This is a genomic window from Lysinibacillus sp. FSL P4-0201 (assembly GCF_038593425.1).
Lineage (GTDB): Bacteria > Bacillota > Bacilli > Bacillales_A > Planococcaceae > Lysinibacillus > Lysinibacillus capsici.
In genome coordinates this window covers 2,486,217-2,501,608 of sequence record NZ_CP151995.1, presented here as the reverse complement: position 1 = coordinate 2,501,608, position 15,392 = coordinate 2,486,217, and the positions used below count along the sequence as shown (strand labels likewise).

The 15,392-nt window shown below is 40.8% G+C and carries 17 protein-coding genes and 1 riboswitch; of the genes, 15 read left to right on the top strand and 2 right to left on the bottom strand.

Annotation, left to right across the window (positions count from 1 at the left end; translation table 11 throughout):
- Positions 1–67: 67 nt before the first annotated feature.
- The 12 genes from MKY76_RS12490 (at position 68) to panF (ending at position 11,433) form a co-directional block, all read left to right on the top strand.
- Positions 68–1,303 carry a substrate-binding domain-containing protein gene (locus MKY76_RS12490; protein ID WP_103118210.1) on the top strand — a complete coding sequence of 412 codons (1,236 nt, stop codon included), beginning with the start codon at positions 68–70 and terminating at the stop codon, positions 1,301–1,303.
- A gap of 60 nt (positions 1,304–1,363) precedes the next feature.
- Positions 1,364–2,140 (top strand): ABC transporter ATP-binding protein, encoded by a 777-nt coding sequence (locus MKY76_RS12485; RefSeq protein ID WP_004227883.1) that lies wholly within the window; start codon positions 1,364–1,366, stop codon positions 2,138–2,140.
- The gene (locus tag MKY76_RS12480; RefSeq protein WP_103118208.1) at positions 2,115–2,822 is read left to right on the top strand and encodes an ABC transporter ATP-binding protein; all 708 of its coding nucleotides are present in this window, start codon (positions 2,115–2,117) and stop codon (positions 2,820–2,822) included. Before MKY76_RS12485 ends, MKY76_RS12480 begins: the two co-directional genes overlap by 26 nt.
- A gap of 16 nt (positions 2,823–2,838) precedes the next feature.
- A complete protein-coding gene (locus MKY76_RS12475) occupies positions 2,839–3,711 on the top strand; it encodes a branched-chain amino acid ABC transporter permease (protein WP_004227888.1) in 873 nt (290 codons plus the stop codon).
- Positions 3,708–4,724 carry a branched-chain amino acid ABC transporter permease gene (locus MKY76_RS12470; protein WP_342556616.1) on the top strand — a complete coding sequence of 339 codons (1,017 nt, stop codon included), beginning with the start codon at positions 3,708–3,710 and terminating at the stop codon, positions 4,722–4,724. Before MKY76_RS12475 ends, MKY76_RS12470 begins: the two co-directional genes overlap by 4 nt.
- Positions 4,721–5,725 carry a 3-oxoacyl-ACP synthase gene (locus tag MKY76_RS12465; protein ID WP_342556615.1) on the top strand — a complete coding sequence of 335 codons (1,005 nt, stop codon included), beginning with the start codon at positions 4,721–4,723 and terminating at the stop codon, positions 5,723–5,725. Before MKY76_RS12470 ends, MKY76_RS12465 begins: the two co-directional genes overlap by 4 nt.
- 12 nt (positions 5,726–5,737) lie before the next feature.
- Positions 5,738–6,649, top strand: coding sequence for an alpha/beta hydrolase (locus tag MKY76_RS12460; protein ID WP_342556614.1), 912 nt, complete (start codon positions 5,738–5,740; stop codon positions 6,647–6,649).
- The gene (gene fabG, locus MKY76_RS12455) at positions 6,633–7,364 is read left to right on the top strand and encodes a 3-oxoacyl-ACP reductase FabG (protein ID WP_048393085.1); all 732 of its coding nucleotides are present in this window, start codon (positions 6,633–6,635) and stop codon (positions 7,362–7,364) included. Before MKY76_RS12460 ends, fabG begins: the two co-directional genes overlap by 17 nt.
- A 15-nt stretch (positions 7,365–7,379) precedes the next feature.
- The gene (locus MKY76_RS12450; RefSeq protein WP_066036675.1) at positions 7,380–8,855 is read left to right on the top strand and encodes an AMP-binding protein; all 1,476 of its coding nucleotides are present in this window, start codon (positions 7,380–7,382) and stop codon (positions 8,853–8,855) included.
- A 61-nt stretch (positions 8,856–8,916) separates the two neighbouring features.
- Positions 8,917–9,471: a short-chain dehydrogenase gene (locus tag MKY76_RS12445; protein ID WP_281216381.1), complete on the top strand. Its 555-nt coding sequence runs from the start codon at positions 8,917–8,919 to the stop codon at positions 9,469–9,471.
- Between the two features lie 253 nt (positions 9,472–9,724).
- A complete protein-coding gene (locus MKY76_RS12440) occupies positions 9,725–9,988 on the top strand; it encodes a YhdT family protein (RefSeq protein ID WP_004227902.1) in 264 nt (87 codons plus the stop codon).
- Positions 9,988–11,433, top strand: a complete 1,446-nt coding sequence (gene panF / locus MKY76_RS12435; protein WP_115673664.1) for a sodium/pantothenate symporter — start codon at positions 9,988–9,990, stop codon at positions 11,431–11,433. The genes MKY76_RS12440 and panF overlap by 1 nt, the downstream gene beginning before the upstream one ends.
- Positions 11,434–11,473: 40 nt before the next feature.
- Here the strand turns inward: panF and MKY76_RS12430 are convergent, their stop codons facing one another.
- Positions 11,474–12,244: a TSUP family transporter gene (locus MKY76_RS12430; RefSeq protein WP_342556613.1), complete on the bottom strand. Its 771-nt coding sequence runs from the start codon at positions 12,242–12,244 to the stop codon at positions 11,474–11,476.
- Between the two features lie 125 nt (positions 12,245–12,369).
- Here MKY76_RS12430 and MKY76_RS12425 point away from each other — a divergent pair, with 125 nt between their 5' ends.
- Together MKY76_RS12425 and MKY76_RS12420 are read left to right on the top strand one after the other, a co-directional pair.
- Positions 12,370–13,152 (top strand): TrmB family transcriptional regulator, encoded by a 783-nt coding sequence (locus MKY76_RS12425; RefSeq protein WP_054550238.1) that lies wholly within the window; start codon positions 12,370–12,372, stop codon positions 13,150–13,152.
- Between the two features lie 22 nt (positions 13,153–13,174).
- Positions 13,175–13,561, top strand: a complete 387-nt coding sequence (locus tag MKY76_RS12420; RefSeq protein WP_281216383.1) for a hypothetical protein — start codon at positions 13,175–13,177, stop codon at positions 13,559–13,561.
- Positions 13,562–13,615: 54 nt separating this feature from the next.
- On the opposite strand, the gene MKY76_RS12415 is transcribed toward MKY76_RS12420, so the two are convergent.
- Positions 13,616–13,987, bottom strand: a complete 372-nt coding sequence (locus MKY76_RS12415) for a nucleotide excision repair endonuclease (RefSeq protein ID WP_004227912.1) — start codon at positions 13,985–13,987, stop codon at positions 13,616–13,618.
- A gap of 203 nt (positions 13,988–14,190) precedes the next feature.
- A riboswitch (SAM riboswitch) is annotated at positions 14,191–14,302 on the top strand.
- Between the two features lie 123 nt (positions 14,303–14,425).
- Here MKY76_RS12415 and metA point away from each other — a divergent pair.
- A complete protein-coding gene (gene metA, locus MKY76_RS12410; protein ID WP_004227915.1) occupies positions 14,426–15,361 on the top strand; it encodes a homoserine O-succinyltransferase in 936 nt (311 codons plus the stop codon).
- Positions 15,362–15,392: the final 31 nt, after the last annotated feature.

Below are 15,392 nucleotides of genomic sequence, written 5' to 3'. Positions count from 1 at the left end.
CTTTTATATAGTGTTGTCATAGCAAGAAAGCGCTTTCTAGGGAGCTTATTTTGAAGGGGGATATGGGATGAGGAAGCAGTGGTATTGGTTTCTTTTAGTGATGTTGGCTGTGGTGTTGGTGGCTTGTAATGGGGATACGAAAGACGGCGCAACGGAAGCGGATTCTTCTGATGGGGAGACGAAGGCGGTTACTGCGGAAGGCGGCACAATTAAGATTGGTGTGCTTGCATCGTTAACTGGGGCGCTTGAGTCATATGGGAAGCAGACGCAGCGAGGATTTGATTTAGGAATTGAGTATGCAACAGGCGGCACGATGGAGGTCAATGGTAAGAAAATAGAAATTGTATATGAGGATACCGAAACAAAGCCCGAGGTGGCTGTACAAAAAGCGACAAAACTTTTAGAAGATGATCAGGTTGATTTTTTAGTCGGCTCTTCAAGCTCGGGTGATACGCTTGCTGTTCTACCACTTGCCGAGGAGTATGAAAAAATTATGGTGGTAGAGCCTGCAGTGGCTGACAGTATTACAGGTTCAGAGTTCAATGAGTATATTTTCCGAACAGGTCGTAATTCATCACAGGATGCCTATGCGGCAGCAGCGGCTATTGCAGGCAAAGGTGTGAAAATTGCTACATTTGCGCCAGATTATTCGTTTGGCTGGGATGGTGTGAATGCCTTTAAAACGGCAGCGGAGAAATTAGGGGCTGAAATTGTACTAGAGGAGTATGCAGATCCTGCCGCAACAGATTTTACTTCCAATTTGCAAAAAGTGATTGATGCGAAGCCAGACTATTTGTTTGTGGTTTGGGCAGGAGCAAATTCACCATGGAATCAAATTGCAGATCTTAAAATTCAAGAAAAGGGCATTAAAATTTCGACGGGTGCGCCGGATATTATTGCGCTTCAATTTATGAATCCATTGGTTGGGATGGAAGGCTTCTCAGTGTATTATCATACACTTCCTCAAAATGATGTCAATCAATGGTTAGTAGATGAACATCAAAAACGTTTCAATGAAGTGCCCGACTTATTTACTCCTGGCGGCATGTCTGCTGCGATTGCTATTGTGGAGGCATTGAAACAATCGGATGGGGATGCAGACGCCAACAAGTTAATCGACGTTATGGAAGGTATGTCCTTTGAAACACCAAAAGGGACAATGACATTCCGTGAAGAGGATCACCAGGCTCTACAATCCATGTATTCGATTCGCTTAGAGCAACAAGATGGTGTGGATTATCCAGTACCAGTACTTATTCGGGAGCTTAGTCCTGAAGAGACAGCACCTCCCGTTATGAATTAAAGAATTGAGAGGCAGCATAGCTGTCTCTCTACATAAATGTGAGAAGGAAGGGAGTAGAGAATGGAGCCTATATTATATACAGATAATTTAACAATTCGTTTTGGGGGACATACGGCTGTAGATGGCGTTAATTTTCAAATGCCTGAGAAGCATTTAAAGTCCATTATTGGGCCGAATGGTGCTGGGAAAACAACCTTCTTTAATTTGATTAGTGGTGAGCTAAAGCCAACTGCGGGTGATGTTTATTTTAAAGGGCAATCACTTGCACAAAAGTCGGCCATTGAAAGAACTCGAATGGGATTGGGACGATCTTTTCAGATTACCAATGTTTTTCCAAACTTAACGGTTCTCGAAAATGTTCGTTTAGCCGTTCAATCCAAGGAGAGAATTCGTTATCAGCTATTCCGCCATTACAAAAGCTATCAGGCGATTACGGACAAAGCGGAGGAGTTATTGGCACTTGTGTTACTCGACAATAAACGAGATGCCCTGACAACAATGCTATCCCATGGAGAGAAAAGAAAGCTTGAGATTGCCATGCTACTCGCGTTAGATACAGAAATTCTACTGCTCGATGAACCCACTGCAGGGATGTCATTAGAGGAAGTACCTACGATTTTAGAAATTATTCGAAGCATAAAACAGCAGGGGGATAAAACCATTTTGCTCATTGAACACAAAATGGATATGATTTTGGATTTATCGGATTCTATTATGGTGTTGTTCAATGGTCAGCTATTAGCAGATGGCTCACCAGAGGAAATTATGAATAATGATACTGTGCAACATGCATATTTAGGAGGGCTGTACGATGACCACCTTACTGACATTAAATGAGGTACACACGCATATTGGTCAATATCATATTTTGCAGGGCGTTAATTTTGAAGCGAAGGAGGGGCAGGTTACGGTACTGCTCGGACGCAATGGCGCAGGGAAAACGACCACCCTGAAAACAATAATGGGTTTAACGCCTGCAACAAAGGGTGACATTGCCTTTCGCTCCCAATCGATTAAAAAAAGTCCTACCTATAAGGTGGCGAAATTAGGAATCGGCTATGTACCTGAAAATCAAGGGATTTTTGCAGATTTAACGGTAGAGGAAAACATGAAGGTAGCGATGCGCAAGGAGGATACAGCCACATTAGAGCGACAGCAATATGTGCTAGAGCTGTTTCCTGACTTAAAGAAGTTTTGGAAAAAGGCTGGTGGGCATTTATCGGGTGGTCAAAAGCAAATGCTGTCCATGGCTAGAGCCTTTATCAATGATAGCCAATTAATATTGATAGATGAGCCTTCCAAGGGACTTGCTCCGATAGTTGTGGAAAAAGTGATGGAAGCAATTGTGGAAATGAAAAAGAAAACGTCCATTGTTCTAGTGGAGCAAAACTTTATAATGGCTAGTCGAATTGGTGATACCTATACATTAATCGATGATGGTAGAACAGTAAATTCGGGCAATATGCAGGATTTGATTTATGATGAAGAGCTAAAACGCAAGTATCTTGGCATTGGATAGAGGGGGGTGACTATCATTGGAGCTATTGGTCAATTTAATCATTAATGGCTTGGCCACTGGGATGTTAATTTTTCTGCTAGCAGCTGGTTTGACATTAATTTTCGGTTTAATGGATGTATTGAATTTTGCGCATGGTGGGCTCTTTGTTTGGGGGGCCTATGCGGGCATCTTTACCTATATGTTGACAGAAAGTTTTATCGTTGGGATTATAGGCGCGATTGTGACTGGAGCGTTGCTTGGACTGTTGACAGAGAAATTCATTATTACGCCTGTTTACGGCAATCATATTCAGCAAATTTTAATTACTTTAGGGCTGATGCTTGTTTTGCAGGAGCTTATTAAGGTGGTCTTTGGACCAAATGGGGTGGCAGTAAAAACACCAAGTTATTTAGCAGGAAGCTGGGAAATTGGTGATGTGATCATCATTAAATATCGTTTATTTATTATTGTCATAGGGTTTGTGATTTTTGGTATTTTCCAATACATGCTGAAGCGCACGAAGATTGGCTTGATCGTTCGGGCTGGGGTGCAGGATAAGGAAATGGCGCAGGCTCTCGGTATTCATATTAAGCGTGTATTTTTATACGTCTTTATGGTGGGCGCTGCTCTGGCGGCACTTAGTGGCATGTTGATGGCTCCCTATTCAGGTGTGATTTATGCGGAAATGGGCATGGAGTATGCCATTTTAGGCTTTATTGTTGTGGTAATTGGCGGTATGGGTAGTTTTTCTGGCTCCCTGCTTGCAGCGATTTTAGTGGGGCTAGCAGGTAGCTTTATGGCTTATTATGTCCCTGTGCTGTCACTAGCGGTCAATATGATTTTAATGGCCATCGTTTTAATTTTCCGTCCTCAGGGGCTGTTTGCGATGCGAAAGGAGCGGACATCATGAACAACAAAATATCTTTACGCGTTTTCGCTTTTTTCCTGTTACTTGTCATTTTTATTATCCTTCCTTTTGTCAATGATTCAAGGACACTACTTATTTTACTCACACAAATCTTTATTTTTGGGATATTGGCAATGAGTTATGATATTTTACTAGGCTATACAGGCATCGTCTCCTTTGGGCACGCCATGTTCTTCGGCATTGGTGCCTACACAACAGCAGTCATGCTTAAGCAGATGGATCACACACTCTTGATCTTTGTACTGTCCATCGTGATTGGTATGCTACTAGCAGGCTTCATTAGCTTTTTAGTAGGTTTATTAACCTTACGCTTAAAAAGTCATTTTTTTGCGATGCTGACGCTAGCCTTTTCGGGGTTATTTTTAGTCTTAGCTGAAAAGTGGCGCTCTGTTACGTATGGCAATGATGGCTTTACATTCAGAGCACCTGATCTATTTAGAGATCGAATGACCTTCTATTTCTTTGTGCTAGCAAGCTTGGTGGTCATCTTTTTGGCGCTCTACCGCTTTGTTAATTCACCAACAGGCCGTATTTTAATTGCCGTTCGTGAAAATGAACAGCGGACCAAATCATTAGGCTTTAATACGTTGCATTATAAAGTCATTGCCTCAGTTGTGGCAGGCATTGTAGCAAGTTTTGCTGGCTCCTTATATGCAGTGTCATTGCGCTTCGTTAACACGAGTGTGATGGCCATGGATATTACGCTGGATGCATTGTTAATGACGATTATCGGTGGGGTTGGTACTTTAGTGGGGCCGTTATTAGGCTCGGCGGTCATTGAATATGCGCAACATGCACTGTCAGGGCTTGCACGAGATTATCCTATTTTCGAACGTTGGATTATCTTCTTCGGGATTCTCTATATTTTAGCCGTTATCTTCTTCCCAAAAGGTATTATTGGCTCATTAAGATTGCTCTTTTGGAAGTGGCGAGGAAGGCTAAAGCAACGAAAAACGACAGGTCCCTTGCCTCAGGAAAAGGAGCGATTTGAATGACAGTTGGTATTGTTAGTACAGGTATTTATCTACCTCAACAGAAGATGGCGTCGCAGGAAATTGCGGCTCTTTCCAATATTCCTGAGGCCATTATCCGTCAAAAAATGGGCATTCATGAAAAGCCAATTCCTGATAAGTCTGATCATACCGTGCAAATGGGTATATGGGCAGCACAGGAGGCGATTCAAAAAGCGAATATAGACCCTAAGGATATTGATGTTGTCATCTATATGGGGGAGGAGCATAAGGAATATCCACTTTGGACAGCCTCCATTAAAATGCAGGAGGAGCTTGGTGCTGTGAATGCATGGGCATTTGATGTGCAATTACGCTGCGGCACTACAATCATGGCGTTGAAAGTGGCGAAAAGCCTAATGGCCTCAGATGACACGATACGAACCATTCTGTTAGCAGGTGGTTATCGCAATGTTGATTTTATCGATTACAGCAATCCACGAACGCGCTTTATGTACAATTTAGCAGCTGGTGGAGGGGCCATATTATTACAAAAAAACTATGAAAAAAATTTGCTACTAGAGGCAGATATTATAACGGATGGTTCTTTCTCAGAGGATGTAGTCGTGCCAGTCGGGGGAACGAAAAATCCATTAACCCCAACCCATTTAACCGAAAATTTATATAAGCTTGACGTTTTGGACCCCATTGGGATGAAGGAGCGGCTAGAACAAAAATCTTTAAGCAATTTTTTGAAGGTCATTCGCAGTTCTTTAGCGAAAAGTGGATACAGTGACGATCAGCTAGATTATTTAGCGATGCTGCATATGAAAAGATCTGCGCATGATTATATTTTAACGGAGCTTGGCTTACAGCAGGAGCAGTCTATTTATTTGCAAGACTATGGACATATTGGTCAGATCGATCAAATATTGTCCCTACAGCTAGCACAGGAGCAAAACCAAATTCAAGCAGGCGATATTGTGACGCTTGTTAGTGCTGGCATTGGCTATGTATGGGGAGCTATCACAATACGTTGGGGATAAGGGGGAAATGGCATGGTAAAAACGATTCAACTAGCAAATGGAGAAACAATGGCCTATCGCAAGCGATCAGGTGGAGGTCATCCTTTAGTGTTGGTACATGGCAATATGACATCTTCTAAGCATTGGGATATTCTGATGGATGCTTTAGACGAGAAATACACCATTTACGCGATAGATTTACGTGGTTTTGGTGAATCATCCTATCTTAAGCCAATCACTGCTATTAAAGATTTTAGTAACGATGTCAAACTATTTGTGGATGCACTGCAACTGCAAAGCTTTGATATGATTGGCTGGTCAACAGGTGGAGCTGTCTGTATGCAGTTTGTAGCAAATTATCCAGGACACTGTCAACGACTAATTTTACTTGCGTCTGCTTCTACACGTGGTTATCCATTTTACACGGATTTAGGAACAGGCAATCCAGCCTCCTTTAAGCGAGCCTATCATTATGAGGAGGTATTGGTGGATACATCCAAAACAAAGCTTATTCAAGGCTTCTACGATGAAAAAAATGCGGAAGGCTTACAGTCTATATGGAATGCATTAATTTATACGCATCATCGACCAAACGAGGGAAAATATCAAGAATATGTAGAGGATATGCTTACACAGCGCAATTTAGCAGAAGTATATCATGCACTCAATACATTTAATATAAGCGCTGTTGACAATGAGGTGGCAAAAGGCTCTCGGGAGGCCATGTTGCTTCATATCCCAATTTTAGTGCTCCGAGGGGATCGTGATTTGGTGATTACAGAGGAAATGAATGCAGAGATATTACATGATTTAGGCAAAACAGCACAGTTTGTAAGCCTAAAAAATTGTGGACATTCGCCTTTGGTCGATGATTTAGCACAATTGACAGCTGAAATTGAAGCCTTTTTAGAAATTGGAGGAAGACAGTATGCGTTTGAACAATAAAGTGGCTATCATTACAGGCGCTGCAAATGGTATTGGCTATGCGGCTGCTGAGCGTTTTATCGAGGAGGGGGCATGGGTATTTATCGCCGATTATGACGATAAAGCAGGCATTCTAGCAGCACAACAACTAGGCGAAAATGCTGTATTTATACAAGTAGATGTTGCAAGTAGAGAGAGCGTTAATCAGTTGGTGACGGCAGTGATCGAACAGGCAGGACGGATTGATATTTTAGTGAATAATGCGGGGATTACAAGAGACGCGATGCTGACAAAAATGACGGAGGATCAATTTCAGCAGGTGCTAGATGTCAATTTGACAGGTGTCTTCCATTGTACACAGGAGGTCATTCCCTATATGGTGGCAGCAGGTGGAGGCAAAATTATAAATACATCCTCAGTTAGTGGAGTATATGGCAATGTTGGTCAAACCAATTATGCAGCGACAAAAGCAGCGATTGTAGGTATGACAAAAACATGGGCGAAGGAATTAGGGCGTAAGGGGATTAATGTTAATGCAGTGGCACCTGGCTTTACAGAAACAGATATGGTCAAAAAAATGCCTGAAAATATTTTGGCTCAAATGCGATCAATCGTCCCCCTACAACGCCTAGGGACACCACGTGATATTGCCAATGCCTATTTATTTTTAGCATCTGATGAGGCCTCCTATGTTCATGGGCATACTCTGCATGTGGATGGCGCAATTATGATGTGATAGGGGGTAGTCAAGATGTTTGTTGAGCAAGAATGGATTTTAAAACGTGCAGCTTTAACACCTCACCACATCGCCTTAATTAATTTAACATCAAAGGAACAATTGACCTACCAGCAATTATCTGAGGAAATCGGCAAATGGAGTCAATTTTTCGAACGGCAGCAGCTACAAAAGGGAAGTAGAGTCGCTGTTTTTGCGAAAAATCATATCCAATTGTTTGCTGTTTTATTTGCCTGTGGGCTACGTGGGCTCATTTATGTACCTTTAAATTGGCGCTTAAGCAAGGAGGAGCTAACACAAATTTTGGAGGATGCAACTCCTGCTATCCTATTATACGAAGAGGATAGTCATTGTCCCTTAGTTTTAGAAAAAATGTTTTCACTTCATGTTAGCCAGCATGAGAAGGAGATACAACCAAGTAGGCAAGACGTGGATGTGGATGATCCATGGTTAATGATTTATACAGGAGGCACGACGGGTCAGCCAAAGGGAGTAGTGTTATCCTTTCAGTCGGTCAATTGGAATGCCATGAATACTATTATTAGCTGGGGTTTACATGCTCAAGATCGGACATTAAATTATATGCCGATGTTTCATACTGGTGGCTTAAATGCTTTATGCATTCCCTTACTGATGGCGGGAGGAACCGTCATTATTGGCGATAAATTTGATGCAGAAGAGGCACTACAAGCAACGAACCAATATCAAACGACAATTTCTCTTTTTGTGCCAACAATGTATCAAGCAATGATTGCTACGAAGTATTTTCAGGAAAATCAATTTCCTTCCATGAAGGTATTTTTATCTGGAGGTGCCCCGTGCCCTCATCCTATTTACGATGCTTTTTATAATAAGGGATTATTTTTTAAAGAGGGATATGGTTTAACAGAAGCAGGACCCAATAATTTTTATATTGACCGAGAGCGTGCCTATGCAAAAAAGGGGGCTGTCGGGAAAAGCATGCAATTCAATGAAGCTAAAATCATCAGTCATACAGGAAAAAGTTGTGCACCTGGAGAAGTAGGAGAGCTATTGGTAAGAGGGAAGCATATGTTTCGCTTTTACTGGAATAACAAGCAAGAAACTGCCAATATCCTGCAAGATGGCTGGTTGAAAACAGGGGATTTAGCGATGATGGATGCGGAAGGCGATTTTTATATTGTTGGGCGTAGAAAAGAAATGATAATTTCAGGTGGTGAAAATATCTATCCTCAGGAAGTAGAACAATGTCTACTACGGCATCCAGATGTGCGGGAGGTGGCCGTGATTGGTGTAGGTGATGACTATTGGGGTGAGATCGTGACAGCTTTTATTGTTTGTCCCCACCAAGTAGCCTCTCTAATAGATGATCTTAATGAGCTATGTCATCAACAATTAGGACGTTATAAGATTCCAAAACAAATGATTTTCTTAGACGAACTACCAAAAACAAGCGTTGGTAAAATCGATAAAAAGGCATTGTATAGGCTTGTCGACTCATCTATCTGTTAAGTATGATGAGAAGGAAGAAAAGCTCGTCTTTCTAAATCCGAAATAAGAGAGGGACACATAAATGGCCCACGCATTAGTTATTGGTGGAACAGGGATGTTGGCTGACACATCCTGTTGGTTAGTGAATGATGGCTACCATGTCTCAGTAATTGGACGTAGTGCCCATCGAATGGAAGATTTGCGAAATAGAACAACCAAACCTGCCCTTCTAACGCCGATTTTAGTTGATTATTGTAATATAGCCTTATTAAAAGAGAAGCTAGAAGAAACGCTCGAGCATAATGGGCCCATTGAATTGGTCGTTGCTTGGATTCATTCCTATGCGGATACTACATTAGAGAACATCTCCAATGTAATTTCAATAGAGAATAACGGGGAATGGAAACTGTTTCATGTGTTGGGGAGTAAGGCGAATTTAAGTGAAGTCCAAGAGAAATTGAAGCTCCCTGCTCGTTCGCAATACAGGCAAATCCAGCTAGGTTTTATGATGGAAGAAGGTCATGCGAGATGGCTTACGCATGAGGAAATATCGCAAGGTGTCGTTGCTGCTATTCAACAGGATCAACCTATCCATATTGTCGGGACGCTACAACCTTGGGAAAAGCGACCATTATAAACTAACTAACCTTCGTCTAACTAGATGGACGAAGGTTTTTACTTATCTCCATTATCAGTTTGTTGTAGATGTCTACATAATTGTGAGGGATAGTTAGGTTTGTGTGAAAAACGTCAGGATCAAGCAACTTTCTTCTCCTTACCTTTTACTTAGTATAACAAAATCATTTCCATATAACTTATCCTTATTTACTCACATCTCTTCCCATCAGACCGACATATCAGTAAAATAGAGTAGGTTAGGGGGATTACATGTGAAAGATCAACGCTTTAAAATAGCGCATCGAGAGGCGCTTATCGGAATTGGACTCGTCCTAGTCAACTTTGCGATTTGGTTTGGCTTTGCCTATGGATTAGGTTCAGGAGATCCAAGAAATTATACGTATGTATTTGGTTTTCCTGCCTGGTTTTTCTATAGCTGTATCGCTGGGACAGGCTTTATGATCCTTCTTATCTGGATTGTGATGAAACTCTTTTTCAAAGAGGTACCATTCGATGATGAGGAGGTGGATCGCTAATGCATTGGCAAGTTGTATTTCCATTGCTATTATTTTTAATTATTATTTTTGGAATCGGTATTTGGGCCAATAAGCATGTCCGCTCCTCTAATTCATTCCTGCAGGAGTATTTCCTAGGTGGTCGTGAAATGGGTGGTTTTATCCTTGCAATGACGATGATTGCTACATATGGCAGTGCGAGTAGTTTTATCGGAGGACCGGGTGTAGCCTATACAAAAGGACTTGGGTGGGTATTACTGGCAATGGCTCAGCTACCAGCAGGTTATTTTGTACTCATGATTTTAGGGAAAAAATTCGCCATTATTGCTCGTCGTTACCAGGCCATTACGTTAATCGACTTTTTACGTGAACGCTACAAAAGCCATGTCATTGTTATTTTATCAGCCATTAGCATCATTGTTTTCTTATTTTCGGCTATGATGGCTCAATGGGTTGGGGGTGCACGCTTAATTGAGTCATTAACTGGCTTAAGCTACACAGCAGCACTGTTTATTTTTGCGATTTCCGTGTTAGTATATGTGATTATCGGAGGCTTTCGTGCGGTTGCACTTACAGATACGGTCCAAGGTTCAATTATGGTGATTGGTACAATTATTTTATTAATCGGCACGATTGTGGCAGGTGGAGGCATCGACAATATAATGGCCTCACTGGTCGCTGAAAATCCTGACTTTGTGTCACCATTTGGCGCACAAGGAGATTTAACGCCTCTGTATGTCTCAACATTTTGGATTCTCATTGGTGTAGGGGTTGTAGGACTTCCGCAAATTGCGGTTCGTGCGATGAGCTATAAGGATTCCAAAAGTATGCATCAAGCGATTCTTATTGGCACGATTGCCATAGGGACAATCATGTTTGGCATGCATTTAATTGGGGTGTTAGCCCGACCTGTCTTACCGGGCATTGAGATTGGTGATAAAGTCATGCCGCTCCTGACATTGAAGGTATTACCGCCATTTTTAGCAGGAATCGTTTTAGCTGCACCAATGGCTGCGACAATGTCTACGGTTAATGCTTTACTAATGCTTGTCAGCTCTACAGTTGTCAAAGACATCTATTTAAATTATATGAAGCCGAAAGCTAGTGATGCAGAGATAAAGCGTGCAAGCTTTATTGTAACAACAGTCATTGGCCTAGCCGTTGTCATCTTTGCACTCAATCCACCTGATTTATTAGTGTGGTTGAACTTATTTGCCTTCGGTGGACTAGAGGCTGTCTTTATTTGGACAGTCGTTTTAGGATTGTATTGGAAAAAAGCGAATAAATACGGAGCGATTGCGTCAATGATTTCAGGCATGTTGTTGTATATTATGATTGATCGGTTTTATCCTTCTGTCTTGGGTATGCATACAGTCACGATACCAATTGTCGCATCCTTCTTTATTTTTGTGATTGTCAGTTTGTCCACTAGTCATAAATTTAAAAACGAAAAGCTTATGATTTAACGCCAAAACGCCACAGATTTCAAATTCTGTGGCGTTTATTTTAATGCATCATAAAATCATAGGCATTTTTCGCAAGTAATGTCATTGTAACGACAATAAATAGCGTGCGGACAAAGCCACTTCCTTTCTTGATTGCCATCCGTGAGCCAAGCATAGCCCCACCAATTTGCGCAATGCCCATGACTAGACCATAAACATAATGAATTTGACCTAAGTAAGCAAACATACAAACACCAGCCACATTACTCGCCAAATTTAAAAACTTCGCATTACCAGCCGCCTTTAAAAAATCAAAGCCTACCAGTAAGAAGCTAAAGATTAAAAACGACCCTGTCCCAGGACCAAGAAATCCATCATAAAAACCAATAGCAAATAATAGCAGCATAAATAAAAATAAATGTTTTTTAGATAGATTTTTTACGGTAGAGACGGCACCCCAATCCTTTTTAAGGATCGTATATACCCCAACAGCCGCCAGCATAACAAGCATTAATGGCTTTAGTAATGCTGGATTAATCAGATGCACAGTCCAAGCACCACATAATGATCCGATAAATGCTGATGGAAAATATTTGAGGACAGAGCGAATGTCCAGCTGGCCAGAACGATAGAAAGAAATAGAGGAAGTGAGCGAGCCCATAGCTCCTGCTAGTTTGTTCGTGGCAACCGCAGCAGCTGGATTGAGCCCAACAAATAGTAAGGCTGGTAGTGAAATTAAACCGCCCCCTCCCACTACTGAGTCAACAAAAGCCGCCAGAAATCCAAAAGAAATTAATAGTATGAGAATATGTACATCGATTTCAAACAACATATGACACCTCTTTATAATTAGTTACTACTGAAATAGTAACTAATTTTATTTGCGCTGTAAACCCCATTTTTTCATTGGCAAATCTTCACATTGGTAGCCTATAATAAAGATAATGGAGGGATTACATGGAGGAATTAATCACCCAGCTGAAAGAAATGGGTTTTACAGAATATGAAGCGAAGGCCTATACGGCACTTGTTCAGCAAAGTCATGTCAGTGCTTATCAGGTTAGTAAAAATTCTGGCATACCACGTGCAAGAGTGTATGATATTTTAAATATCCTTGTAGAAAAGGGCATCGTGTTAAAAGAAGAGACCGCAGAACAAACGACCTATTCGGCAATGCCTGTGTCTGTGTTCTTACAGCAAATGCAACAGCGCTGGGAGTCGAATTTTACGTCTATAAGCGGGAAATTAGAGAAATTAGAGGAAAAAGTACAGGAAGCTGAGCCTAAAGTGGTCATGCTGAAGGGCAAGGAATCCATTATCAACTATTGTCAGTCACTTCTAAAGAAGGCGAAGAAAAAAGTGATGCTGTCGATGTGGGAAGATATGTATGATGCCTTACGTGAAGATTTGCAAGAGGTGGCGCTGCATGTTCCTGTTCATGGCATTACGTTGTATGTAGGAGAGCATCTCGCCTCAATTGACCAGCATAGAGCCACACATTATACAAAAAAAGCGTCTACACCGCATTGGTTTATCTTATCGATAGATGGTCAGGAAATGATTTATGGTCATTCTCCATCTACCCAAGAGACGGCCTTTATCACCAATGATCCAGTTCATATTTATTTGTTAGAGGATTATATATGGCATGATGTGCTCATCAATCGGTTAGTAAAACGTGATGATCAGGAGTTAGAAGACTGGATTGCTAAGGAACGTAAAGCTTTTTTCTTAGAATAGTCGTATAAGGAAGGGGAGGAACTTGAAAAAATTCGTGTTGCTAGGTTTAATAAGCCTACTAATGCTAGGAGCCTGTAATGCTACACCACCTACCGAACCACCAACGATTCATGAGCTAACGGTTGTCCCAGATAATGTCCAAAAAAATATCGTTTCTAATGACAGAATACAACTATTGCATGAAAAGGATGCTCCATATTACCTTGTTTATTATTCAAAAGGGAATGTATTGGCAAGTATTACAGCTGAGGGAAATAGGCTTATTATCCAGTTAGAAGAAGGCAGCGAGCAAAGGAAAGAGGCACAACCCTATGTTTTTAAAGTCACCGTCAAGAATCCTGAGCTGGATACCATTGATTTGCGAATTAACGGTCAGAGTACGCCAATTGATCGTATGACCATTATGTGATAAAAGAAACCGAAATCCCTTTAGAAATGAGATTTCGGTTTCTTTACGTGATGTCTAATAAAAGACTTTGTCTACGTTATATTTAGAGCGGAAAGTATTAATCGCATATGTTTCGTAAATTTCACGTTCCATTGGATCTTCTACTTCATAGACTTCAATTTTGAACACTTCATCACGATGGTTTTTCATCGGAGATACATTATCCTCGAAATGTTTTTTAATACGTTGACGAATTTTACGTGCTTTCCCAACAAACAATAGCTCATTCTTGTCATTATAGAATAAGAAAATGCCGCCTTTATCTCGTGTGATTTTATGGAAGTCAATAAAACCAAAGTAAGGTGTGATCGGCACATCACCTGGTTTTAAATCTTGTTCACGTTGACGGATTACTAGATCTGGTTTTGGAAATTCAATTTTAATCAAACTATTCACGTTCCTCTCTCTTACTAAAAGTATATGGTAACATAATTACGGCATGTTTACCATAAATTTTAAATGTAGAAACCCCACAGATAGCAAGCTTAGTGTACATCAAATGACCGAGAAACATGCGCGTGAATCACAAAATATTCTATGAATTATTGATATTCTAACTAGTTCGTGTTACAATTCAAGATAATTAAATAATCTTATCAAGAGAAGCTGAGGGATTTGGCCCGATGACGCTTCAGCAACCTCTAACAATTGTTAGAAAGGTGCTAATTCCAGCAAAGGATTTTTTCCTTTGAGAGATAAGAGTGGACGTGAAAAAAATCCTTCTCATTCTATCTCGTATGGAATGAGGAGGATTTTTTAATTTCGTTGCATCCTACGCAAGCAAGATTTGCTAAAAGAGAGTGATTATAGAGAGGGGAAAGCAAGATGCCAATTAATATTCCGAAAAATTTACCAGCTGGAGAACATTTACGTGAGGAAAAAATCTTCGTCATGGAAGAAGATCGTGCGAAAACACAGCAAATCCGTCCATTAAATATATTAATATTAAATTTAATGCCTGAAAAAGAAAAAACAGAGCTCCAATTATTACGTTTATTGGGGAATACACCATTACAAGTCAATATTACCTTTTTGAATACAGCCACACACGAGTCTAAAAATGTGAGTAAATCCCATTTGCAGCTTTTCTACACAACGTTCAATCAGATTCGACACCGACGCTATGATGGTATGATTATAACTGGTGCGCCAGTAGAAAAAATGGCTTTTGAAGAGGTCAACTATTGGCAGGAAATTTCAGAAATTATGGATTGGTCTAAAAAGAATGTGACATCCGTGCTACATATATGTTGGGGGGCACAGGCTGCATTGTATCATCATTATGGCATTGGGAAGGTTGAGCTTTCTGCTAAATGCTCAGGCGTCTATTCCCATGTGATTACAGATTTAACTGTAGATTTGGTACGTGGCTTTAGTGATTTATTTACTGCGCCCCATTCACGCTATACATCTGTTTCGATTGACGAGGTTCGCAATCATCCAGATCTACGATTATTATCCTATTCAGAGGATGCTGGGGTATTTATTGTACAATCAAAAGATAATAAAAATATTATGATTACGGGGCATCTAGAGTATGATGCGACAACGCTAGCCGATGAATACAGTCGCGATGTGGCGAAGGGCATAGATATCGCCGTTCCTGTAAACTACTTCCCGAATGACGATCCGACACAAGTGCCGATGAATACATGGCGTGCCCATACGCATCTATTATTCTCTAACTGGTTGAACTACTATGTTTACCAAGAAACACCATATGAATGGGATTTTGTAGATGAAATCGAATATCATATTTAATTAATAAAAAGTCTAATTTCTTTTCTAGCTT